General features: G+C 73.1%; 19 protein-coding genes. 9 read left to right on the top strand and 10 right to left on the bottom strand.

The annotated features are described in order from the left end of the window. Positions 1-20: 20 nt before the first annotated feature. The 7 genes from ACZ3IL_RS18735 to ACZ3IL_RS18765 all read left to right on the top strand — a co-directional run bounded on the left by ACZ3IL_RS18735 (position 21) and on the right by ACZ3IL_RS18765 (position 9095). Entirely contained in the window at positions 21-1868 is a 1848-nt protein-coding gene (locus ACZ3IL_RS18735) for an outer membrane protein assembly factor BamB family protein (protein ID WP_467391519.1), read from the top strand. A 13-nt stretch (positions 1869-1881) separates the two neighbouring features. Then, entirely contained in the window at positions 1882-3780 is a 1899-nt protein-coding gene (locus ACZ3IL_RS18740) for an outer membrane protein assembly factor BamB family protein (protein ID WP_467391520.1), read from the top strand. A 212-nt stretch (positions 3781-3992) separates the two neighbouring features. Next, positions 3993-4709, top strand: a complete 717-nt coding sequence (locus tag ACZ3IL_RS18745) for a response regulator transcription factor (RefSeq protein WP_467391658.1) — start codon at positions 3993-3995, stop codon at positions 4707-4709. A 181-nt stretch (positions 4710-4890) separates the two neighbouring features. Continuing rightward, complete coding sequence (galT, locus tag ACZ3IL_RS18750; RefSeq protein ID WP_467391521.1) at positions 4891-5934, top strand: galactose-1-phosphate uridylyltransferase; 1044 nt, start codon at positions 4891-4893, stop codon at positions 5932-5934. After that, positions 5931-6902 carry a UDP-glucose 4-epimerase GalE gene (gene galE, locus ACZ3IL_RS18755; protein WP_467391522.1) on the top strand — a complete coding sequence of 324 codons (972 nt, stop codon included), beginning with the start codon at positions 5931-5933 and terminating at the stop codon, positions 6900-6902. The genes galT and galE overlap by 4 nt, the downstream gene beginning before the upstream one ends. After that, positions 6899-8035 (top strand): galactokinase, encoded by a 1137-nt coding sequence (gene galK / locus ACZ3IL_RS18760; RefSeq protein ID WP_467391523.1) that lies wholly within the window; start codon positions 6899-6901, stop codon positions 8033-8035. The genes galE and galK overlap by 4 nt, the downstream gene beginning before the upstream one ends. Before the next feature lie 256 nt (positions 8036-8291). Then, positions 8292-9095, top strand: a complete 804-nt coding sequence (locus tag ACZ3IL_RS18765) for a LuxR C-terminal-related transcriptional regulator (RefSeq protein WP_467391659.1) — start codon at positions 8292-8294, stop codon at positions 9093-9095. Here ACZ3IL_RS18765 and ACZ3IL_RS18770 read toward each other — a convergent pair. Beyond that, on the bottom strand, positions 9054-9551 hold the full coding sequence (locus tag ACZ3IL_RS18770; protein WP_030216727.1) for a MarR family winged helix-turn-helix transcriptional regulator: 498 nt from the start codon (positions 9549-9551) through the stop codon (positions 9054-9056). The genes ACZ3IL_RS18765 and ACZ3IL_RS18770 overlap by 42 nt on opposite strands. A 164-nt stretch (positions 9552-9715) precedes the next feature. Here ACZ3IL_RS18770 and ACZ3IL_RS18775 point away from each other — a divergent pair, with 164 nt between their 5' ends. Next, a complete protein-coding gene (locus ACZ3IL_RS18775; RefSeq protein WP_467391524.1) occupies positions 9716-10549 on the top strand; it encodes a trans-aconitate 2-methyltransferase in 834 nt (277 codons plus the stop codon). Positions 10550-10630: 81 nt separating this feature from the next. Here the strand turns inward: ACZ3IL_RS18775 and ACZ3IL_RS18780 are convergent, their stop codons facing one another. The 3 genes from ACZ3IL_RS18780 to ACZ3IL_RS18790 all read right to left on the bottom strand — a co-directional run bounded on the left by ACZ3IL_RS18780 (position 10631) and on the right by ACZ3IL_RS18790 (position 14412). Then, positions 10631-12358 (bottom strand): FG-GAP repeat domain-containing protein, encoded by a 1728-nt coding sequence (locus ACZ3IL_RS18780; protein ID WP_467391525.1) that lies wholly within the window; start codon positions 12356-12358, stop codon positions 10631-10633. 384 nt (positions 12359-12742) lie between these two features. Continuing rightward, the gene (locus ACZ3IL_RS18785) at positions 12743-13432 is read right to left on the bottom strand and encodes a TetR/AcrR family transcriptional regulator (protein WP_467391526.1); all 690 of its coding nucleotides are present in this window, start codon (positions 13430-13432) and stop codon (positions 12743-12745) included. Then, the gene (locus ACZ3IL_RS18790) at positions 13429-14412 is read right to left on the bottom strand and encodes an acyl-CoA desaturase (RefSeq protein ID WP_467391527.1); all 984 of its coding nucleotides are present in this window, start codon (positions 14410-14412) and stop codon (positions 13429-13431) included. Before ACZ3IL_RS18790 ends, ACZ3IL_RS18785 begins: the two co-directional genes overlap by 4 nt. A 238-nt stretch (positions 14413-14650) precedes the next feature. Here ACZ3IL_RS18790 and ppc point away from each other — a divergent pair, with 238 nt between their 5' ends. After that, a complete protein-coding gene (gene ppc, locus ACZ3IL_RS18795) occupies positions 14651-17380 on the top strand; it encodes a phosphoenolpyruvate carboxylase (RefSeq protein WP_467391528.1) in 2730 nt (909 codons plus the stop codon). A gap of 67 nt (positions 17381-17447) precedes the next feature. Here the strand turns inward: ppc and ACZ3IL_RS18800 are convergent, their stop codons facing one another. The 6 genes from ACZ3IL_RS18800 to glmU form a co-directional block, all read right to left on the bottom strand. Further along, positions 17448-18266, bottom strand: a complete 819-nt coding sequence (locus tag ACZ3IL_RS18800) for an LPXTG cell wall anchor domain-containing protein (RefSeq protein ID WP_467391529.1) — start codon at positions 18264-18266, stop codon at positions 17448-17450. A 171-nt stretch (positions 18267-18437) separates the two neighbouring features. Beyond that, the gene (locus tag ACZ3IL_RS18805; RefSeq protein ID WP_467391530.1) at positions 18438-18881 is read right to left on the bottom strand and encodes a hypothetical protein; all 444 of its coding nucleotides are present in this window, start codon (positions 18879-18881) and stop codon (positions 18438-18440) included. A 40-nt stretch (positions 18882-18921) separates the two neighbouring features. Then, positions 18922-19518, bottom strand: coding sequence for an aminoacyl-tRNA hydrolase (gene pth / locus ACZ3IL_RS18810; protein ID WP_467391531.1), 597 nt, complete (start codon positions 19516-19518; stop codon positions 18922-18924). A gap of 112 nt (positions 19519-19630) precedes the next feature. Beyond that, positions 19631-20212 (bottom strand): 50S ribosomal protein L25/general stress protein Ctc, encoded by a 582-nt coding sequence (locus ACZ3IL_RS18815; RefSeq protein ID WP_467391532.1) that lies wholly within the window; start codon positions 20210-20212, stop codon positions 19631-19633. A gap of 237 nt (positions 20213-20449) precedes the next feature. Next, the gene (locus tag ACZ3IL_RS18820; RefSeq protein ID WP_467391533.1) at positions 20450-21424 is read right to left on the bottom strand and encodes a ribose-phosphate diphosphokinase; all 975 of its coding nucleotides are present in this window, start codon (positions 21422-21424) and stop codon (positions 20450-20452) included. A 121-nt stretch (positions 21425-21545) separates the two neighbouring features. Then, positions 21546-23033 (bottom strand): bifunctional UDP-N-acetylglucosamine diphosphorylase/glucosamine-1-phosphate N-acetyltransferase GlmU, encoded by a 1488-nt coding sequence (gene glmU / locus ACZ3IL_RS18825; protein WP_467391534.1) that lies wholly within the window; start codon positions 23031-23033, stop codon positions 21546-21548. Positions 23034-23099: the final 66 nt, after the last annotated feature.

The following is a 23099-nucleotide window of genomic DNA, read 5'->3' on the forward strand; positions in this document are numbered from 1 at the left end:
CGCCAAGGGGGAAACCGCTGATGAGCCAGCCGCCCAGCAACCAGCCGCCGGGGGGCTTCGGAGCCCCTCAGGACCCGGACCGGTCCCCGGACCAGGGCCACCCGCCCGTACCGCCGGTCCCGCCACAGGCTCCGCAGGCCCCGCCCGCTCCGCAGGCCCCGCCCGCCGCGCCCGGCCCGTACGGGCAGGCCCCGCAGCAGCCCGGATACGGCTACCCGCAGCAGCCGGGCCAGCAGCCCGGCCGGCCCGGTCCGTACGGCCAGCCCGGCCAGCCCGGCCCCTACGGGCAGCCGGTGCCGCCTCCCTACGGTCCCCCGCAGCAGCCCGGCGGCCCCTACGGGCAGCAGGCGAACCCCTACGGCGGTTACCCCGGCCAGCCGGGCGCCCCCACCCCGCCGCCCGGTGGCGGCGGTCCCTTCAAGGGCAGGACCGGCCTGGTCGCCGGTGTGGCCGCCGCCGCCGTCCTGGTCGCCGCCGTCACGACCTGGGCCGTCGTCGGCGGCGGTGACGACGAGAAGGGGCCGGTGGCCCAGCCCACCAACTCCGCCACGGCCACCCCGACCCCCGCGCCCAAGCCCACCGCGTCGGTGGACGAGGGCGACGGTTCCGGCGACGGGCGCGAGGGAAGCGACGACCTCAACGCGGGCCGCCAGGCCGGCGAGGCCAAGGTGAACTGGCTCACCACGAACACCGTCGACCTGCCCCGCAACGGCTCCGACGCGTACGGCCCGTGGATCGTCGGCGACACCGTCGTCAAGGCCATGTACAAGAGCATCGAGGGCTACGGCCTCGCCGACGGTGCCGTGAAGTGGCACGTGGACGTGCCGTTCAAGCTGTGCGCGACGCCGGCGGCCCCCTCCGCCGACGGCCGCATGGTCTTCGCGTACCAGGAGAGCGCCAAGGACGGCGCCAAGTGCACCGAGCTCCAGCAGATCGACCTCAAGACCGGCAAGGCGGGCTGGAAGAAGTCCGTGCCCAAGCCCACGGGCCTGTTCGCGTTCTCCGACAACACCCTGGCCATCAGCGGTGACACGCTCACCGTCGCCGGCACCAGCAGCGCCTACGGCTTCTCCCTGGCCGACGGCAAGCAGATCTTCACCGGCGCCACCACCGGCTGCAGGCCCTTCGCGTACGCGGGCGGCAGCAAGCTGATCGCCGCCATGGAGTGCCGGGGGAGCGGCTCGGCCAAGAAGAACCAGGCGATCGGCGAGGTCGACCCCCGCACGGGCAAGCCCCGCTTCACCTACGCCCTGAAGGAGGGCTGGGAGGTCGACAAGGTCTACTCGGTCGACCCGCTGGTCGTCTCGGCCATCCAGCGCGAGGACGAGCCGAAGAAGTGGGCCGTCCTGGCGCTCAAGCCCGACGGCACGCTCCGCTCGCAGATCCAGGGCGGCACGGACAAGTTCTCCGTCTCGTGCGGCGGCGGACTGGTCATCTTCGGCCGCAAGCTCCAGGGCTGCAACGGCGTCGCGGCCGACGCGAACACCTTCTACATGGCGACCGACACCCCGTACGGCAAGGCCAACGAGGTCGTCGCCTTCGACCTGAACACCGGCAAGCCGAAGTGGCGCTCCACGGCCCCCGCCGAGCAGTCCATGACCCCGCTGCGGATGGAGGGCTCCGAGGTCCTGGTGTACGTGGGGCCCCGCTACAACAAGGGCGGCGCCACCGCCACCATCGCGCCGACCGGCGGCGCGCCGAAGGTCCTGCTCCAGCACCCGGTCTCCACGGCCCAGATCGAGAGCAGCTTCTTCAGCCCGGGCTACGCCTACGGCAACGGCGTCCTCGTCGTGTCGAGCGGACGCGTGTCCGCGAGCTCCGACGCGGAGGAGAAGCAGGTCAAGACGATGATGGCCTTCAGCAAGTGAGGTACACGGACCGATGACGCAGCCACCTCCTCCCCCGCCGAACCAGCCGCCGAACCAGCCGCCGGGCCCGCAGGGCGGCTTCGGAGCCCCGACGCCCCCGCCGCCGGAGCCCGGCCACGGCGGGCAGCAGCCCCCGCCCGGGGGCTACGGCCACCCGCGGCAGCCTCCGGCCGGCCCGGGGTACGGCTATCCGCAGCAGCCCCCGGCGGAGCAGGGCTACGGCTACCCGCAGCAGCCTCCGGCGGAGCAGGGCTACGGCTACCCGCAGCAGCCCCCGGCCCCTCCGCAGCAGCCGTACGGCCACCCGGCCCCGCCGCAGCCGTACGGGGACCACCAGCAGCCGGTCCCGCCCCCGTACGGCTACCCGACCCAGCCCCAGCAGCCGCAGTACGGCGGTTACCCGCAGCCCGCCCCGGCCCCGGCCGGCGGGAAGAAGCTGTCGCCGCAGCTCCAGATCGTCATCGCGGCGGCCGTCGCGATCGCCCTGATCGTCGGCGCCGGCATCTGGTACGCCGGGTCCCGCGGCGACGACGAGGCCAAGGGCACGACGGGCGGCACCGCGCAGGGTTCCTCGCAGGGCTCCGCAGCCGGCGGCGGCGACGCCGGGGGCAAGGGCATCGGCGGGGGCGGCAAGGAGAAGCCGCCGGCCGACACCCGCGCGAAGCTGGCCTTCCAGGTCCCGCAGCCGAAGGTCCCGGACGTCACCGACGTCTCCGGCTCCTGGATCACCGACAAGGCGTTCGTGAAGTCCGGCATCGACTCCCTCGTCGCCTACGACCTGGACAAGGGCACCGTCCTGTGGACGCTCCCGCTCACCGGCCAGGTGTGCGGCGCCTCGCGGCACATGACCGCCGACCACAAGGTGCCGATCCTCTTCGAGGCCGCCAAGCGGGTCGCGCCGCGCTACTACCAGCAGTGCACCGAGGTCGGCGTGGCCGACCTGAACACCGGCAAGCTGGTCTGGTCCGCCTCGGTCAGCGGTGGTTCCGCCGGTGACGACAAGGTGCGGTTCAGCGAGGTCACGCTCAGCGGGACGACCGTCGCGGCCGGCGGCGGCGACGGGGGCGCGGCCTTCGACGTCGCCAACGGCAACCCGCGCTGGAAGCCGCAGTCCGACGCCGACAGCTGCTACGACATGGGCTACGGCGGCGGCGAGGGCCTCGTCGCGGTCCGCAAGTGCGGCACGTACGGCAGCGAGACGGTGCAGATCCAGAACCTCGACCCGATGACGGGCAAGCCGCTCTCGCAGTACAAGATGCCGACCGGCGTGAAGTACGCGTCGGTCGTCTCCACCAAGCCGCTGGTCGTCGCGGCCGACGTCGGCGACACCGCCGGCGACGGCAGCGGCATCTCGGACTTCTTCTCGATCGACGAGAAGACCGGGAAGCTGAAGGTGAAGATCGCGGCGTCGGCGGACCAGTACGCGGCCCGCTGCCGTTCGACCCGGGTCGAGTCCTGCAGCCAGGCGCTGGTCGGCAACGGCCGGCTGTACGTGCCGACCGAGGAGCACGAGGGCGCCGGCGGGGAGTACGGTGACGAGACCAACGAGATCATCGCCTTCGACCTGACCACCGGGCGCACGGCCCCGGAGAAGGCCGACGCGGGCGACAAGTACACCCTCGTCCCGCTGCGCATGGACGGCGGCAACATCATCGCCTACAAGATCCCGCCGTACGACAAGGGCGGCCGGATCGTGTCGGTCGACGGGGGCACCATGAAGGAGACGCTGCTCCTGGAGAACCCGGACGCCAAGCCGACCCGGGACATCGAGAGGAGCTTCGGCCTGACCGGCTCCGAGCTCCAGTACCGGGACGGGCGGTTCTTCCTCTCGGACAACATGATCAGCAAGACCCGGCCGTCGAGCGCCGGGACGAAGGAGTACCTGGTCGTCTCCTACGCCGTCCCGCGCTGACGGCGGCGCGCGGACCGAGCGGCGGGCCCCTCCGGATCACCGGAGGGGCCCGCCGCTTCTTCGTGCCCCCGGAGGCGCCGGAGCCCCGGTGCTCCGGTGCCCGCGGTTGGCGCGGGGCGGGGCGGGGGAGCGTGTAGCTTGCCGGGTTCAGGCCCGTCCGGCTCTCCGGCGGCCAGGAGCTCCGGCGGGCCCGGAGGAGGGGGATGACCGGGATGGGCGTACGCCTCGTGGTGGTCGACGACCACCGGCTGCACGCGGAGGCGCTCGCCTCGGCGCTGAAGCTGCGCGGGCACCGGGTGCTCGCGTCGGCCGCGCCGGTGGCGGGGGCGGCGGAGCTGGTGGTGAGCCGGGCGCCGGAGGTCTGTCTCCTGGGCACGGCGGCGCCGGACGGCCCGGGGACCTTCGATCCGGTCGTGCGGATCAAACGGGAACGGCCGCAGGTGGCGGTGGTGGTGCTCGGCCCGGTGCCGTCGCCGCGCGGGATCGCGGCGGCGTTCGCGGCCGGGGCGTCCGGGTACGTCCGCCACGACGAGCGCGTCGAGCACGTCGAGCGGGCCCTGGTGAGGGCCAGGGCGGGGGAGGCGGCGGTGGCGCCGCAGCTCCTCCAGGGCGCCTTCGCGGAGCTGCTCCACCCCCCGGCGGGGCCGGACGACGAGGGGCAGCGGCTGCTGCGGCTCCTGACGCGGCGGGAGGCGGAGGTCCTGGCGCGGATCGCGGAGGGGGAGGACACCCGGCTGATCGCGGAGAGGATGAGGATCGCGCCGAGCACGGCGCGCACCCATGTGCAGCGGGTCCTGATGAAGCTGGAGGTCGGCTCCCGCCTGGAGGCGGCGGCCCTCGCGGCCCGCACCGGTCTCCTGGACCGGGCGGTGCCGGGGCGGGCCGGTGCCCCGGGCCGGGCGGCGACGGGGGCCGGGTCCCCTTCCTGACCGGGAGGCCGGGGGCCTCCGTCCCGCACCGCCGGGTGCCGGGTCCCCTTCCCCGACCGGGAGGCCGGGGCCTCCGTCCCGCACCGCCGGGGGCGGGCCGCCCATTGACGGCGATGTTCGAGTGTGCTTTTTTGTGGGTGGTTATGTTTGATCGTGCTTGGTCCTGCCCGGAGGGCAACCCGTGAAGAAGACCGTCACCACACTCGCCGACGGGCGCGAGCTGATCTACTACGACGCGCGCGACGACACCGTCCGCACCGCCGCCGACCCGCGCCCCCTCGCCCCCGTCGCCTCCCGCTCCGAGATCCGGTACGACGAACTCACCGGCGACCCGGTCGTCATCGCCTCCCACCGCCAGTCCCGCACCTACCTCCCGCCCGCCGACGCCTGCCCGCTCTGCCCCTCCCGGGACGGACACGAGAGCGAGATCCCCGAGGCGGAGTACGAGGTGGCGGTCTTCGAGAACCGCTTCCCCTCCCTCTCCGGCGGCGCCGGCCGCTGCGAGGTCGTCTGCTTCACCGACGACCACACGGACTCCTTCGCCGACCTCACCGAGGAACGGGCCGCCCTCGTCCTCGACGCCTGGACCGACCGCACCGCCGAACTCTCCGCCCTCCCCGGCGTCCAGCAGGTCTACTGCTTCGAGAACCGGGGCGCCGAGATCGGCGTCACCCTGCCCCACGCCCACGGCCAGATCTACGCCTTCCCCTACGTGACGCCCCGGACGGCCGCCGTGCGGCGCCGCCTCGACGAGCACCGGGCCGCCACCGGACGCAACCTCTTCGACGACGTGGTGGCCCGCGAACGGGCCGACGGCGAGCGGGTGGTCCTGGAGACCGCCCACTGGATCGCGTTCGTCCCGTACGCCGCCCACTGGCCGTACGAGGTCCACCTGCACCCGAAGCGGCGGGTGCCCGACCTGCTCGCCCTCGACGGCGACGCCCGCACGGAGTGCGCACAGGTCCTTCTGGAACTCTTGAGGCGCTTCGACCGGATCTTCGGCCCGGACGAACCGCCGACGCCCTACATCGCCGCCTGGCACCAGGCGCCGTTCACGGACGACCGGCGGGAGGACTTCGGGCTCCACCTGGAGCTCTTCACCGTCCGCCGGGCCCCCGGCAAGCTCAAGTTCCTCGCGGGCACCGAGTCCGGCGCGGGCGCGTTCATGAACGACGTGCGCCCGGAGGACGCGGCCCGACGACTGCGAGAGGTGGCGGACGCGTGACGCGCAGGTATCTGGTGACGGGCGGGGCGGGGTACGTGGGCAGCGTCGTCGCCGCCCGCCTCCTGGAGCGGGGCCACCGGGTCACCGTCCTCGACGACCTCTCCACCGGCTTCGCCGAAGCCGTGCCGGAGGGCGCCGAGTTCGTGGAGGGCCGGGTCCAGTCCGCCGCGAAGTGGCTCGACGGCTCCTACGACGCCGTCCTGCACTTCGCCGCCTCCTCCCAGGTCGGCGAGTCCGTCGCGAAACCGGAGAAGTACTGGGAGAACAACGTCGGCGGCAGCATCGCCCTGCTCGCCGCGATGCGCGCGGCCGGGGTCCGCCGGCTCGTCTTCTCCTCCACCGCCGCGACCTACGGCGAGCCGGAGACCGTCCCGATCCCCGAGACCGCGCCCACCGCCCCCACCAGCCCCTACGGGGCGACCAAACTGGCCGTGGACCACATGATCGCCGGCGAGTGCGCCGCCCACGGCCTGGCCGCCGTCTCGCTGCGCTACTTCAACGTGGCCGGGGCGTACGGCGCGTACGGCGAGCGCCACGAGCCGGAGTCGCACCTGATCCCGCTCGTCCTCCAGGCCGCCCTGGGCCGGCGCGGGACGGTCTCCGTGTACGGGGAGGACTACCCGACCCCGGACGGCACCTGCGTCCGCGACTACATCCACGTCGCCGACCTCGCCGAGGCCCACCTCCTGGCGCTCGACGCCGCGACGCCGGGCGAGCACCTGGTCTGCAACCTCGGCAACGGCAACGGCTTCTCCGTCCGCGAGGTGATCGAGACCGCGCGGGAGGTCACCGGCCGGCCGGTCCCGGCGACCGCCGCCCCGCGCCGCCCCGGCGACCCGGCCGTCCTCGTCGCCTCCGCCGCCACCGCCCGCGAACGCCTCGGCTGGACCCCCTCCCGCCCCGGCCTCGCGGACATGGTCGCCGACGCCTGGGCCTTCGCCCTGCGGAGAGAGGAAGAGCGCCGGTGAACGTCGCGGCCGGGTTCGAGAGCCTCTACGGGACCGCCCCCGACGGGGTCTGGGCGGCCCCCGGAAGGGTCAACCTCATCGGGGAGTACACCGACTTCAACGACGGCTTCGTGCTGCCGTTCGCACTGCCGCACACCACCGTCGCCGCCGTCTCCCGCCGGGACGACGGCGTCCTGCGCCTGCACTCGGCCGACACCGGCGGCGGGGTCGTCCGGCTGGACGCCGACGCCCCGGAACCGTCCCCCGGCGGCTGGGCGGCCTATCCCGCCGGGGTCGTCCGGGCGCTGCGGGAGGCCGGGCACCCGGTGACGGGCGCCGACGTCCACCTCGCCTCGACCGTGCCGTCCGGCGCCGGGCTCTCCTCGTCGGCGGCCCTGGAGACCGCCGTGGCGCTCGCCCTGAACGACCTGTTCGGGTTCGGGCTCTCCCGGCCGGAGCTGGCCCGGCTCGCCCAGCGCGCCGAGAACGCCTTCGTCGGCGTGCCCTGCGGGATCATGGACCAGATGGTCTCCGCCTGCGCGGAGGACGGCCACGCCCTCCACCTGGACACCCGCGACCTGTCGTACCGTCAGGTCCCCTTCGACCCGGCCGCCGAGGGGCTGACGCTGCTCGTCGTGGACACCCGGGTGAAGCACGCGCTCGGGGACGGCGCGTACGCCGAACGGCGCGCCGGATGCGAGGCGGGCGCGCGGGCGCTCGGCGTGCGCGCCCTGCGCGAGGTGGACGCCGAACGCCTGCCGGAGGCGCTCGCCCTGCTGGAGGACGGGACGGTGCGCCGGTACGTGCGGCACGTCGTCTCGGACAACGCGCGCGTCGAGCGGACGATCGCGCTCCTGGACGCCGGGGACCTCCGGGCGGTCGGCCCGGTCCTCACCGAGGGCCACGCCTCCCTCCGGGACGACCTGCGGGTCTCCTGCCCCGAACTGGACCTCGTGGTGGAGACGGCGAACGCGGCCGGCGCGCTCGGCGCCCGGATGACCGGCGGCGGATTCGGCGGCTCGGCCCTCGTCCTGGTCGAGGCCGCGCGGGCGGAGGCGGTCGCCGGGGCCGTCGGACGCGCCTTCGCCGGGGCCGGGCACGCCCCTCCGGGCATCTTCCCGGCCGTGCCGTCGGCGGGCGCCCGCCGCCTCTGAGCCCACCGGCGGCACGCACGCCGCCCCCCGGCCCCGTGCCCCCGGGCAGTTCCGCGAATCGGCCCCCGCCGTCCCGCCCCGCCTCTACCCTGAGGGGCGGTGCCGGCGGGGGCCGGTGCCGTCCGGGGGACGAGACCCGCCGGGCACGGCGCCGTGGGCGCGGGTGTCCGTCCTCCCGCGGCGGCGGCCGTGTCCGCGGCGGACCCGCCCGGCGCCGTTCCCGCGCCGGTCCGTTCCTCGACGCTTGGGGGTGTCCGTGGCACGTGTCCGGGTCCTGGTGGTGGACGACCACCGCGTCTTCGCCGAGTCGCTGGCCGCCGCCCTCGCGGCGGAGCCCGACGTCGACGTCACCGCGGCGGGCAGCGGCCCGGCCGCCCTGCGCTGCCTGGAGCGCGGCGCGGCGGAGGGACGCCGGTTCGACGTGCTGCTCGTCGACGCGGAGCTGGGCGCGGGGCCGCCCGGGGCGGCCCCGGCCCGGGCGGTGCCCGACGACGGCGGGGGCGCGGTGGACGGGATCTCCCTGGTGGCCGGGGTGCGCCGGGCCCATCCCGCCGTCCGCGCCGTCGTCCTCGCGGAGCGGGACGACCCCCGGCGGGCCGCGCTCGCCCTCCAGGCCGGGGCGTCCGGCTGGGTCGCGAAGGACTGCTCGCTCCAGCGGCTGCTCGCGGTGGTGCGGGGCGTGCTGAGGGACGAGACGCATCTGCCGCCCGCCCTGCTCACGGGCGTCCTGCGGGAGCTGACGGCGGCCCGCAGGCACCGTACGGACAGCGAGCGGCTCGTGGAGTCGCTGACGCCGCGCGAGCGGGAGGTGCTGCGCTGCATGGTCGCGGGCCTGGGTCGCAAGGCGGTCGCCGAACGCCTCTTCCTCTCCCCGCACACCGTCCGCACGCACACGCAGAACGTCCTGGGGAAGCTGGGCGTGCACTCGACCCTGGCGGCGGTCGCGCTGGCCCGCCGGGCGGGCGTGGGTCCGGCGGAGCCGGTGGGGGACGGGGGAGCGGGGTCCGCGCCCGTCGCCCTAACCGGGGACGTTGTCGAACGGGGCGGTCAGCCGGCGTAGCAGCGCGGCCAGTTCGGCGCGCTGGGCGCCGGAGAGCCGGGCCAGGATGGCGCGCTCCTGGGCGAGGAGGCCGGCGAGGGCCTCGTCGGCGCGGTCGCGGCCCTCGGGGGTGAGCCGGACCAGGACCCCCCGGCGGTCGCTGGGGTCGGGGAGCCGTTCGACGAGGCCCTTCTTGGTGAGCCGGTCGATGCGGTTGGTCATGGTCCCGGAGGTGACCAGGGTCTGGGTGAGGAGCTGGCCGGGGGAGAGCTGGTAGGGCGCTCCGGCCCGGCGGAGCGAGGTGAGGACGTCGAACTCCCAGGGCTCCAGCTGGTGCTCGGAGAAGGCGAGCCGACGCGCGCGGTCGAGGTGCCGGGCGAGCCGTGAGACACGGCTGAGCACCTCGAGCGGTTCCACGTCGAGGTCGGGGCGCTCGCGGCGCCATGCTGCGACCAGTCGGTCGACCTCGTCCTCCATGACGATCAGTGTAGAGGGTCTGTTGACATAAAGTCTCTTGATATTAACTTTCTTTACCTAATATTTCTTGATGTCAAGATATATTTCTCTGGACTATGGGGAAGGCACCCGGCCGGAACACCGTTCCGTTTCGGCCATGCGTATGTAACAAGGGGGCTTCGACCATGCAATCCGTGGAATCCGCCGCACCGACGTGGGACCCACAGCAGTACCTCCGCCATTCCGGCCACCGCACCCGGCCCTTCCTCGACCTGCTCGCCCGCATACCCGACCTGCCGGCCGTGGGCCGGCCCGCCCGCGTCGCCGACCTCGGCTGCGGCCCCGGCAACGTGACGGCCCTCCTCGCCGACCGCTGGACCGACGCCCACATCACCGGGTTCGACCTCTCGCCCGAGATGCTGGAGCGGGCCGAGAAGGACTGGGCGGGGACCACCCGGGGCGGTGGCTGGATCGACTTCCGGCCCGCCGACGCCGCCCACTGGACACCGGAGGAGCCCTACGACCTGATCGTCTCCAACGCGGCCCTCCAGTGGGTCCCCGGCCACCCCGACTCCTTCGCCGCCTGGATCGACGGGCTGCGCCCCGGCGGCACCCTCGCCTTCCAGGTCCCCGGCAACTTCGTCTCGCCCAGCCACGCCCTGCTCGGCGAACTCTGCGACGCCCCCGAGTGGCGCGACCGCCTCGGCGACCGGGGGCGCCGTTTCGTCCACGTCCTCGACACCGCCGACTACCTCACCCGCCTCACCGGTCTCGGCTGCGAGACGGACGTCTGGGAGACCACCTACTGCCAGCTCCTCCAGGGCGAGGACCCCGTCCTCGACTGGGTCAAGGGCACCGCCCTGCGGCCCGTCCTCACCGCCCTGGACGACGACCCGGAGGCGGCCGACGCCTTCCTCGGCCAGTACCGCGCCCTCCTCCGCGAGGCCTACCCGCCCGGCCCGCACGGGACGGTCTTCCCGTTCCGCCGGATCTTCGCCGTCGCCCGCAAACCGGCCTGACGCCCGGCCCCCGGAGCGCACGGCCCCGGACGCGCGGGCGCCCCGCACCGGAACTCCGGTGCGGGGCGCCCGTCCGGCCCCTCAGTACAGGGCGTTGTAGATCTGGAAGCCGTAACCGACCTTGACGCGTCCCTTGAAGGGGTGGGCCGCCCCGCCGGTGCCGGTGTAGAGGAACAGGTCGCCGTTCGGGGCGGCCCCGAGCAGGTCGCCCTTGCCGTCGCCCGTGAGGTCGCCGGGCGCCACCAGGCGGGTGTACGCGTTCCAGCCGGCGCCGACCTTCGTACGGGGCTTGAACACCTGGTCGGCCCGGCCCGTGCCCCGGTACAGCCACAGCACGCCGGCTCCGTCCCGGGCCACCAGGTCGCTCAGGCCGTCGCCGGTGTAGTCGCCCGAGCCCACGATCCGGTCGTACGCGCCCCAGCCGCCGCCGACCCTCAGGCGCGTGCTGAACGCGTTGCCGTGGACGTTGGAACGGTAGAGGTACAGGCCGCCGGAGCGGTCGCGCGCGAGCAGGTCGCCGCGCCCGTCGCCGTTCAGGTCGCCGGGCCCCACCAGGTGGTCGTAGACGCTCCAGCCGCCGCCGAAGTCGGAGTTGGGGCCGTAGAGGTGGTCCCGGTAGATCTCCAGGGTGTCGGAGATGCCGTTGCCGTCGAGCGAGTTGACCTCGAAGAGGGTGAGGCCGCCGACCTCGCCGACGTCACTGGTCCGCTGGCGGGGGGCCGGGGCGCCGGTCTCCCGCGTCTTGTACCAGAAGAACGTGCCGGCCTTGTCGCGGGCGGCGAAGCCCTCCTTGCCGTGCGCCGGGACGTTGCCCGCGCCGGCGATCTGGGCGACGCCCTCCCCCCAGGAGCCGGCCGGCCCGGCCTGCGTGCGGGGGGCGAAATGGCCGCCGCCGGTGCCCGCGTAGGCCCACAGCGTGCCGTCGGCGCTCCGGGCGTACACGTCGCCGACGCCGTCGCCGTTGGCGTCGTCGGCGCCGGCGATCTGGTTGTACACCTGCCAGCCGTAACCGGTTTTGACGCGCGTCTTCAAGGCGTACGGGCTGCCGGTGCTCCCGTAGTAGAAGAGGTCGCCCGAGGGGGTGCGGCCCATGAGGTCGCCCCTGCCGTCGCCGTCGCTGTCGCCGAGGCCCACCAGCTGGTCGTAGACCTGCCAGCCGTCGCCCATCTTCCGGCGGGCCTCGAACGGGGCGGTGGGCACGCCGGTGGCGACGTAGACCCACAGCTCGCCGGAGGGCGTACGGGCCAGTACGTCGGGGCGGCCGTCGCCACTGAGGTCGCCGGGCGAGAGGACCTTGTTGTAGATCTGCCAGCCGAGGCCCTTCCACTCCACCTTCATGGCCATCTGGCCGCTGGCGTTCGCGTACAGCTCCAGGACGCCGTCCGGGGACAGGAGCAGCAACTCGGGGCCGCTGCCGTCCAGGTCCTGGTCACCGATCGGGACGGCCTCCTCGACGAACGACTTGGAGTTGTCCGAGCGCGCGAGCACCTGGCTCGAACTGTCGCTGGACTGCACCGCGCGGATGTCGCCGTCGTAGTCGCGGAACAGCATGTCGCCGCGGCCGTCGAAGTCGACGTCGAAGCGCGGCGGTGTCCCGGCGGCCGCGACGCCGGCCGCCCCGGTGTCCCGGCCCCCCGGCGGCGGGAGCGGGGCCGGGGGCCGGACGCCGGAACCGGCCGGCTTCCGCAGCGCCGGGCGGGGGGCCGGGGTGTCGGCGGACGCGGGGCCCGCGAGGAGGGCGCCCGCGGAGAGCGCGAGGGCGGTGCAGGCGGCGACGCGGCGGGCGCGTCCGGAGTCAAGGAAGAACAAGAATCCCCCCGGGATCGGAAGTTCGACGGGATCGCGCAGGGGGACTCGCGCGCACTCGAACAACGTCTCCGCAGGCCTGCCGGCGCGTGGAGACGGCATCGCGCGAGGATGGGGCCACCCCCGAATGTGACCCGTAGTTTACCCACGCCGGCGCCATCGGCCAGAGGGTTGCGCCCACATTCTGACTGCCCGGTAACTTTTTTGTACCCAGGGGGTGTTGGTGATCCGGCGGGTCCGCCCGGAGCCCTTCCCGGGGCTCGTCCGGGGCCCCGTACGGGGCTCGCCCGGAACCCTCCGGAACCCTGCCCGGGTCCCCTTACGGGGCTCACCCGGGACCCCGTACGGGAGCCCCCGGAACCCCGTACGGAACTCCGCCCCCGTCCCTCAGCTCTTCCGGTGCCCTATCAGCCGAGGCTTCTGCTCCAGACCGTCCAGGCCGTGCCACGCCAGGTTCACCAGGTGCGCTGCGACCTCCGCCTTCTTCGGCTTGCGCACGTCCAGCCACCACTGGCCCGTGAGCGCCACGCTGCCCACCAGGGCCTGCGCGTACAGCGGCGCCAGCTTCGGGTCGAAGCCCCGGGCCTTGAACTCCAGGCCCAGGATGTCCTCCACCTGCGTGGCGATGTCACTGATCAGCGACGCGAACGTGCCCGTCGACTGCGCCACCGGCGAATCCCGCACGAGAATCCGGAAACCGTCCGTGTAGTTCTCGATGTAGTCGAGCAGGGCGAACGCCGCCTGCTCCAGGAGCTCGCGCGGATGCCCCGCCGTCAGCGCGCCCGTCACCCCGTCGAGGAGCTGGCGCATCTCCCGGTCGACCACGACCGCGTACAGCCCCTCCTTGCCGCCGAAGTGCTCGTACACCACCGGCTTGGAGACCCCGGCCTTCGCCGCGATCTCCTCCACCGACGTGCCCTCGAACCCCTTCGCGGCGAACAGGGTGCGGCCGATGTCGAGCAACTGCTCCCGGCGCTCCGCACCCGTCATCCGCACCCGCCGCCCGCGCCGGGGCTTCTGTTCTCCGCCGCTGCCGGTACCGCCGGTCCTGCCCTCGATCGCCACGTCCTCCATCATGCCGCGTCTGCTGACGCGGCCCGGCGGCGGGCTTCGACGCGGGACTTCACCGGCCAGCGCACGTCGTACGCCCACCCCGCCTTCTCGAACCAGCGGATGAGGCGCGCGCTGGAGTCGACCTGGCCGCGCAGCACCCCGTGCCGGGCCGACGTCGGGTCCGCGTGGTGCAGGTTGTGCCAGGACTCGCCGCAGGACAGCACCGCCAGCCACCACACGTTGCCCGAACGGTCGCGCGACTTGAACGGACGCTTGCCCACCGCGTGACAGATCGAGTTGATCGACCACGTCACGTGGTGCAGCAGCGCCACCCGCACCAGCGAACCCCAGAAGAACGCCGTGAACGCGCCCCACCACGACCACGTCACCAGACCGCCCACCAGCGGCGGGATCGCCAGCGACACGATCGTCCACAGCACGAACTGGCGCGAGACCGCCCGGATCGCCGGGTCCTTGATCAGATCGGGGGCGTACTTGTGCTGCGGCGTCTGCTCCTCGTCGAACATCCAGCCGATGTGCGCCCACCACAGGCCCTTCATCAGCGCCGGGACCGTCTCGCCGAACCGCCACGGCGAGTGCGGGTCGCCCTCCGCGTCCGAGAACCTGTGGTGCTTGCGGTGGTCGGCCACCCAGCGCACCAGCGGCCCCTCCACCGCGAGCGACCCCATGACCGCCAGCGCGATCCGCAACGGCCGCTTCGCCTTGAAGGACCCGTGCGTGAAGTAGCGGTGGAAACCGATCGTGATCCCGTGACAGCCGATGTAGTACATCGCCACCATCAGCCCGAGGTCCAGCCAGCTCACCCCCCACCCCCAGGCCAGCGGCACCGCCGCGAGCAGTGCCAGGAACGGCACCGTGATGAACAGCAGCAGCGTGATCTGCTCGACCGAACGCTTGCTGTCACCGCCCAGCGTGGCGGAGGGGAGGACGTCGGAACCGTCCGGCGTCCCGGTCGCCGAGGTCATCTCGGGGCTCATGGTCATGGGTCTCCCTGGGGGGTGAGGGGATGGGGGAACGCGCGCGAAGGCGGACCCGTGGCTACGCCTCCGTAACCTACGGTGTCGTAAGTATGGCAGCGTCGAGACGCGCTGCAAGAGGGCACAAGAGGGGCCTGACCGCCACCGGGGGGACGGCCACCTATCCTGTGTGCGTCGGACAGCGCGGTCCGCAAGCCTCCAGAACACCTCCAGACGTGCTCAAACACTGCAAGGAGCCGCACCTGTGAGCAGTGCCGACCAGACCCCCACCGCCAGCACCGAGCTGCGCGCCGACATCCGCCGACTGGGCGACCTCCTCGGCGAGACGCTCGTCCGCCAGGAAGGCCCGGAACTCCTCGACCTCGTCGAGAAGGTCCGCCGCCTCACCCGGGAGGACGGCGAAGCCGCCGCCGAACTGCTCCAAGGCGTCGAACTCGAGACGGCCGCCAAGCTCGTGCGCGCCTTCTCCACCTACTTCCACCTCGCGAACGTGACGGAGCAGGTCCACCGCGGCCGCGAGCTCCGCGACCGGCGCGCCGCCGAGGGCGGCCTCCTCGCCCGCACCGTCGACATGCTCAAGGACGGCGACCCCGAGCACGTCCGCGCGACGGTACGGAACCTCAACGTGCGGCCCGTCTTCACCGCGCACCCCACCGAGGCCGCCCGCCGTTCCGTCCTCAACAAGCTCCGCCGGATCGCGGCGCTCCTGGAGACCCCGGTCACCCCGGCCGACCGGCGCCGCACCGACCTGCGCCTCGCCGAGCACATCGACCTCATCTGGCAGACCGACGAACTCCGGGTGGTCCGCCCCGAGCCCGCCGACGAGGCCCGCAACGCCATCTACTACCTCGACGAACTGCACGCCAACGCCGTCGGCGACGTCCTGGAGGACCTCGCCGCCGAGCTGGAGCGCGTCGGCGTCGAGCTGCCCGCCGGCACCCGCCCGCTGACCTTCGGCACCTGGATCGGCGGCGACCGCGACGGCAACCCCAACGTCACCCCCCAGGTCACCTGGGACGTCCTGATCCTCCAGCACGAACACGGCATCACCGACGCCCTCGAACTGATCGACTTCCTGCGCGGCCTGCTCTCCAACTCCATCCGCTACACCGGAGCCACCCCGGAACTCCTGGACTCCCTCCGGCGCGACCTGGAACTCCTCCCGGAGATCAGCCCCCGCTACAAGCGGCTCAACGCCGAGGAGCCCTACCGGCTCAAGGCCACCTGCGTCCGGCAGAAGCTCGTCAACACCCGCGAGCGCCTCGCCAACGGCACCCCGCACCAGGAGGGCCGCGACTACCTCGGCACCGCCGAACTCCTCCACGACCTCACCCTCATCCAGACCTCGCTGCGCGAGCACCGCGGCGGCCTCTTCGCCGACGGCCGGATGGACCGGGTCATCCGCACCCTCTCCGCCTTCGGCCTCCAGCTCGCCACCATGGACGTCCGCGAGCACGCCGAGGCCCACCACCACGCCCTCGGCCAGCTCTTCGACCGCCTCGGCGAGGAATCCTGGCGGTACGCGGACATGCCCCGCGACTACCGGCGCAAGCTGCTCGCCAAGGAGCTGCGCTCCCGCCGCCCGCTCGCCCCCACCCCGGCCCCGCTCGACGCCGCCGGCGCCAAGACCCTCGGCGTGTTCCACACGGTCAAGGAGGCCTTCGAGCGCTTCGGCCCCGAGGTCATCGAGTCGTACATCATCTCGATGTGCCAGGGCGCCGACGACGTCTTCGCCGCCGCCGTCCTCGCCCGCGAGGCCGGCCTGATCGACCTGCACGGCGGCTGGGCCAAGATCGGCATCGTGCCGCTCCTGGAGACCACCGACGAGCTCAAGGCCGCCGACGTCATCCTCGACGAGATGCTCGCCGACCCCTCCTACCGGCGCCTCGTCTCGCTCCGCGGCGACGTCCAGGAGGTCATGCTCGGCTACTCCGACTCCTCCAAGTTCGGCGGCATCACCACCAGCCAGTGGGAGATCCACCGGGCCCAGCGCCGCCTGCGCGACGTCGCCCACCGCTACGGCGTCCGCCTGCGCCTCTTCCACGGCCGCGGCGGAACCGTCGGCCGCGGCGGCGGCCCCTCGCACGACGCGATCCTCGCCCAGCCCTGGGGCACCCTGGAGGGCGAGATCAAGGTGACCGAGCAGGGCGAGGTCATCTCCGACAAGTACCTGATCCCGTCCCTGGCGAGGGAGAACCTGGAGCTGACGGTCGCCGCCACCCTCCAGGCCTCCGCCCTGCACACCGCGCCCCGCCAGTCCGACGAGGCCCTGGCCCGCTGGGACGCGGCCATGGACACCGTCTCGGACGCCGCCCACACCGCGTACCGCAGGCTGGTCGAGGACCCGGACCTGCCCGCGTACTTCTTCGCCGCGACCCCCGTCGACCAGCTCGCCGACCTGCACCTCGGCTCCCGGCCCTCCCGCCGCCCCGACTCCGGTGCCGGCCTCGACGGACTGCGCGCCATCCCGTGGGTGTTCGGCTGGACCCAGTCCCGCCAGATCGTCCCCGGCTGGTTCGGCGTCGGCTCCGGCCTCAAGGCCCTGCGCGAGGCCGGCCTCGACCCGGTCCTGGGCGAGATGTACGAGCACTGGCACTTCTTCCGCAACTTCCTCTCCAACGTGGAGATGACGCTCGCGAAGACGGACCTGCGGATCGCCCGCCACTACGTCGACACCCTCGTCCCCGACGACCTCAAGCACGTCTTCGACACCATCCGGGCCGAGCACGAGCTGACCGTCGCCGAGGTCCTCAAGGTCACCGGCGGCGAGAAGCTCCTCGACTCCAACCCGGTCCTCCAGCAGACCTTCGCCATCCGCGACGCCTACCTGGACCCGATCTCCTACCTCCAGGTCGCCCTCCTCGCCCGCCAGCGCGCGGACGCCGAGCGCGGCGAGGAGCCGGACCCGCTGCTCGCGCGGGCCCTGCTCCTCACGGTGAACGGCGTGGCCGCGGGCCTGCGCAACACCGGCTGACCCCCTTCCGCGCACGAGGAAGCCCCCGCCGGGACTCCGGCGGGGGCTTCCGTCGTGACGGGGTGCGTCAGTGCTGCTGGGCCTTGCGGCGGCGGGTCACCAGGACCGCGCCGACGGCCGCGAGGGCCAGGGCCGCGGCGGCGAGGATGCCGACCGGGGCGCCGGCGCCGGTCTCGGCGAGGTCGCCCTCACCGGGGGTGCCCGGACCGCCGGTCCCGCCCGCGGGGGCGGTCGTGGCGGGCGACTCGGTGCCGCCGGGGGTCTCGGAGGCACCCGGGGTCCCGGTCGGGGACGCGGTCGTGCCCGGGGTGGTCGCGGACGGCGTGCCCGAGGGGGTGCCGGACGGGGTGCCCGGGGTGGTCTCCGACGGGGTGCCCGACGGCGTGCCCGGGGTCGTCTCCGAGGGGGTGCCCGAGGGGGTGCCCGGGGTCGTCTCGGACGGCGTGCCCGAAGGGGTGCCCGTCGGCGTGGGGGCGACGTCCGCCGCGCATGCGTGCGACAGGTTGAAGAAGCCCTGCTTCACCTTGCCGTCGACCAGGGCGACCGCCGAGGTCAGCTTGGCGCCGGGCGCCGACGCCACGTAGGCGTGGTCGTCCTTCGGCGGGCCGAACTCCTTGATGGTGATCGGGGCGCCGTCGTCGAACCGGACCGTCAGCTCGACGAAGTTCACGCCGTTGCCGGGGATGACGAAGTGCCAGCCGTCCTTGTCGCCCGGGATGCCCGGGCACGTGCCCTGCTCGTACGAGGCGGCCGTGATCGGCGTCTTCTGGTGCAGCTTGAGCTCGTACGTCGTCTGGCCCCCGGATGCCGAAGCCACCGGCGCGAGGATCAGGGAACCCGCTACGGCGGCGACGAGCGCGCCGGAAGATATGAGGGTGCGTCGCATGTGCGGTCGTCCATCTGTGGGATGAGGATGATGCCGTGGGAGGTGGCGGGGGCAGCTTATCCGCCGCTTTAAGCGGGCCTTAAGCCAGAGGCCCATAACGATTGCGCCAGAGGACGGTCAAAACAGGACAGGGCTGCGGAGATACGCCCCACCGTGACCGGAAAACACCCCTCACAGCGCGAAGAACGCCGCCACCAGCAGCCCCCCGCCCAGACCCGCCATCGACCACGCCGTCCGCGACAGCCGGAGCCCGCCGCCGACCAGCGGCGCCGCCAGCAGCAGCGCCCCGCCGAGCGGCAGCCAGGCGTGCAGCCCCCCGCCCCAGCCCGTCCGCACGCCCTCGCCCGTACCCGGCTTCACCACGACCGGAATCGTCTCCCCGGGCCCCGCCGCCACCGAACGCCCTATCGTCAGCACCCGGCGCCCCGCACCGGAGTCCTCCGGAACGTACCGGCCCTCGCACCTCTCCTCGCCGCAGGACGTCACCGTCAGCGTCCCGTGCTCGCGCCCCTTGGCGAACAGCACGTGCTGGGCGGAGTCCCACGAGGACCACACGCCCGCGACGACGAGGAGCAGGGCGACCAGGGCCATGGCGGCGTTACGGACGTGCGTCATGACCCGCGATCGTACAGCCGCGCCCCCGCACGGACGTTCCCTAGGAGTTGTACGAGGACTGCGCCCGCTCCAGGCCCTCCGCCACCAGGCACTCCACCGCGTCCGCCGCCCGGTCCACGAACCAGTCCAGGTCCTTGCGCTCCGCCGACGAGAAGTCCTTCAGGACGAAGTCCGCCACCTGCATCCGGCCCGGCGGACGCCCGATCCCGCACCGCACCCGGTGGTAGTCGGGACCCATCGCCTTCGTCATCGACTTCAGGCCGTTGTGCCCGTTGTCGCCGCCGCCCAGCTTCAGCCGCAGCACCCCGTAGTCGATGTCCAGCTCGTCGTGGACCGCCACCACGCGCGCCGTCGGCACCTTGTAGAAGTCGCGCAGCGCCGTCACCGGCCCGCCCGACAGGTTCATGTACGACAGGGGCTTCACCAGGACCACCCGGCGGCCCAGGGGGCCCGGCGGGCCCGTCCGGCCCTCCACGACCTGCGCCTGCGCCTTCTGCGCCCGCTTGAACGAGCCGCGCATCCGCTCCGCGAGCAGGTCCACGACCATGAAGCCGATGTTGTGGCGGTTGGCCGCGTACTCCGGCCCCGGGTTGCCGAGGCCGACGACCAGCCAGGGCGCGTTGGCGTCGTCCGTCATGTGCGTCAGGTCTCCTCGTATGCGGTCACGCGCGTCCGTACTTCCGTACAAGAGAAACGGGGTGACGGGCCGTCCGGCCCGTCACCCCGCCACGTAGGGCAGAGCCCACGGCTCAGGCCTCGGCACCCTCGGTGCCCTCGGCGGCCGGCTCCTCGGCCTGCGCGGCCAGGACCTGGAGCACCACGGCGTCGGCGTCGGTCACGAGGGACGAACCCTTCGGGAGGGCGATGTCCTTCGCGAGGATGGAGTCACCGGCCTGCAGGCCCTCCACGGAGACCGTGACGGCCTCGGGGAGGTGGGTGGCCTCGGCCTCGATGGACAGGGTGCCGAGCACGTGCTCCAGCAGGTTGCCGCCGGCGGCGAGCTCACCCTCGGCCTGGACCGGGATCTCGACCGTGACCTTCTCGCCGCTGCGCACGAGGAGCAGGTCGACGTGGATCAGGAAGCCCTTGATGGCGTCGCGCTGGACGGCCTTCGGGATCGCCAGCTCGGTCTTGCCCTCGACGTCCAGGGACAGCAGGACGTTCGGCGTGCGCAGCGCCAGGGCCAGGTCGTGGGCCGGCAGGGTCACGTGCGCCGACTCCGAGCCGTGGCCGTAGACGACGGCGGGAACCTGGCCGTCACGGCGGATCGCACGGGCGGCGCCCTTGCCGAACTTGGTGCGGACGGAAGCGGCGAGCTTGACCTCGGACATGGTGCACTCCTCGTAGAAAGGTGACGGAAAAGAGGTCACCCGGCCACGACTGGCGATGGCCTGCTACGAAGAGCGCGTCGATAACGGACCGCCGTGACCCCTGGGGGTACGGCCTCCCTCGCCGAGCAACTCCGGCAGTCTACCCGCCGCCCCCGGACCGCCCAAATGGATCAGGCGCGAGCACGCGGAAGGGCCGCCCCCACCCGGGGGACGGCCCTTCCACGACGTGCTTCCGGCTCAGTGCTCCTCGAAGAGGCTCGTCACCGAACCGTCCTCGAAGACCTCGCGCACCGCGCGCGCGATCGTCGGCGCGATCGAGAGCACCGTGATCTTGTCCAGCTCCAGGCCTCCCGGCACCGGCAGCGTGTCCGTGAACACGAACTCGCTCACCTTCGAGTTCTTCAGCCGGTCGGCGGCGGGACCCGACAGGATGCCGTGCGTGGCCGTCACGATGACGTCCTCGGCGCCGTGCGCGAAGAGCGCGTCGGCGGCGGCGCAGATCGTGCCGCCCGTGTCGACCATGTCGTCCACCAGGACGCACACGCGGCCCTTCACGTCACCGACGACCTCGTGCACGGTCACCTGGTTCGCGACGTCCTTGTCGCGCCGCTTGTGCACGATCGCGAGCGGCGCGTCGAGCCGGTCGCACCAGCGGTCGGCGACCCGCACGCGGCCCGCGTCCGGGGAGACGATCGTCAGCTTCGCGCGGTCGACCTTGGCGCCCACGTAGTCCGCCAGCACCGGCAGCGCCGACAGGTGGTCCACCGGGCCGTCGAAGAAGCCCTGGATCTGGTCCGTGTGCAGGTCCACCGTCAGGATCCGGTGGGCCCCCGCCGTCTTCAGCAGGTCCGCCACCAGACGCGCCGAGATCGGCTCGCGGCCGCGGTGCTTCTTGTCCTGACGGGCGTAGCCGTACGACGGGATGATCACGGTGATGCTCCGGGCCGAGGCCCGCTTCAGCGCATCGATCATGATCAGCTGCTCCATGATCCACTTGTTGATCGGAGCCGTGTGGCTCTGGATCAGGAAGCAGTCCGCGCCGCGCGCGGACTCCTGGAAGCGGACGTAGATCTCACCGTTGGCGAAGTCGAACGCCTTGGTGGGAACGAGGCCGACACCCAGCTGGTGCGCGACCTCCTCGGCCAGCTCGGGGTGGGCGCGGCCGGAGAAGAGCATCAGCTTCTTCTCGCCGGTCGTCTTGATCCCGGTCACAGCACTGTCTCCTCAGACGTGTTCTCTGGCCGCGGTCCCCGCGCTTCCGGGCGCGTGAGCGAACCAGCCGAATTTGTGTGCACGTATCACGGTACGCCGAGTTCGACGCACTCGTTTCCGGTCAGCTTTCGCCGGCGGACCCCTCCGAGGCGGCCTGAGCGGCCTGCGCGGCGGCGCTGCCGGGACGCTTCCGGGCCACCCAGCCCTCGATATTCCGCTGCTGGCCACGGGCCACGGCCAGGGCGCCGGACGGCACGTCCTTGGTGATCACGGACCCGGCGGCGGTGTAGGCGCCGTCCCCGATCGTGACCGGAGCCACAAACATGTTGTCCGAACCGGTCTTGCAGTGGGACCCGATCGTGGTGTGGTGCTTGGTCTCGCCGTCGTAGTTCACGAAGACGCTGGCCGCACCGATGTTCGAGTACTCGCCGATCGTCGCGTCACCCACGTACGACAGGTGGGGGACCTTCGTGCCCTCGCCGATCGTCGCGTTCTTCATCTCGACGTACGTGCCCGCCTTGGCCTTCGCGCCCAGGTTCGTGCCCGGACGCAGGTACGCGTACGGACCCACCGAGGCGCCGTCGCCGACCGTGGCCGAATCCGCCACCGTGTTGTCCACACGGGCGCCCCTGCCGACCCGGGTGTCCTTCAGGCGCGTGTTCGGACCCACCACCGAGTCCTCGCCCACGTGCGTGGCACCGAGCAGCTGCGTACCGGGCAGGATCACCGCGTCCGGCTCGAACGTCACCGTCACGTCCACGAACACCGACGCCGGGTCCACGACCGTCACACCGGCCAGCATGGCCCGCTCCAGGAGCCGGCGGTTCAGCAGACCGCGGGCCTCCGCGAGCTGCACCCGGTTGTTGATGCCCAGGATCTCCCGGTGGTCGGCGGCCACGGACGCCCCGACCCGGTGCCCGGCCTCGCGCAGGATCGACAGCACGTCGGTGAGGTACTCCTCGCCCTGGCTGTTGTCGGTCCGCACCTGGCCCAGCGCCTCGGCGAGCAGCTTCCCGTCGAACGCGAAGACGCCCGAGTTGATCTCCCGGATCGCGCGCTGCGCCTCGGAGGCGTCCTTGTGCTCGACGATCTCGGTCACGGCACCGGTCTCCGCGTCCCGCACGATCCGCCCGTAACCGGTGGAGTCCGGCACCTCGGCGCTCAGCACGGTGACGGCGTTCCCGTCGGCCGCGTGGGTGTCCACCAGGGCGCGCAGGGTCTCCCCGGACAGCAGGGGGGTGTCGCCGCAGACGACCACGACGGTCCCCCCGGGCGCCTCGCCCAGCTCCTCCAGGGCCGTCCGCACCGCGTGCCCGGTGCCCCTCTGCTCCTCCTGGACGGCGGTCCGGGTGCCGGCGTAGTGCTCCTCCAGGTGCCCCCGCACCTGCTCCCGGGCGTGCCCGACGACCACGACGAGGTGCTCGGGCTCCAACTCCCGGGCCGCGGACACGACATGCCCGACGAGCGAACGCCCGGCGATCTCGTGCAGGACCTTGGGGGTCTTCGACTTCATGCGGGTGCCCTCACCCGCTGCGAGGACGACGACGGCTGCCAAGGGGGCCTCCCCTGTTCGAGCGGAGCCGAGAACTTGGGGGCGGTTGGCGCTCACGGGATTGCCCTTCGGCTTTGGGTGGTGGACGCACGAAGGATACCGGGGGGCCGGGGGGCGGACATG

This window comes from Streptomyces sp. NPDC014907 (genome assembly GCF_055562975.1).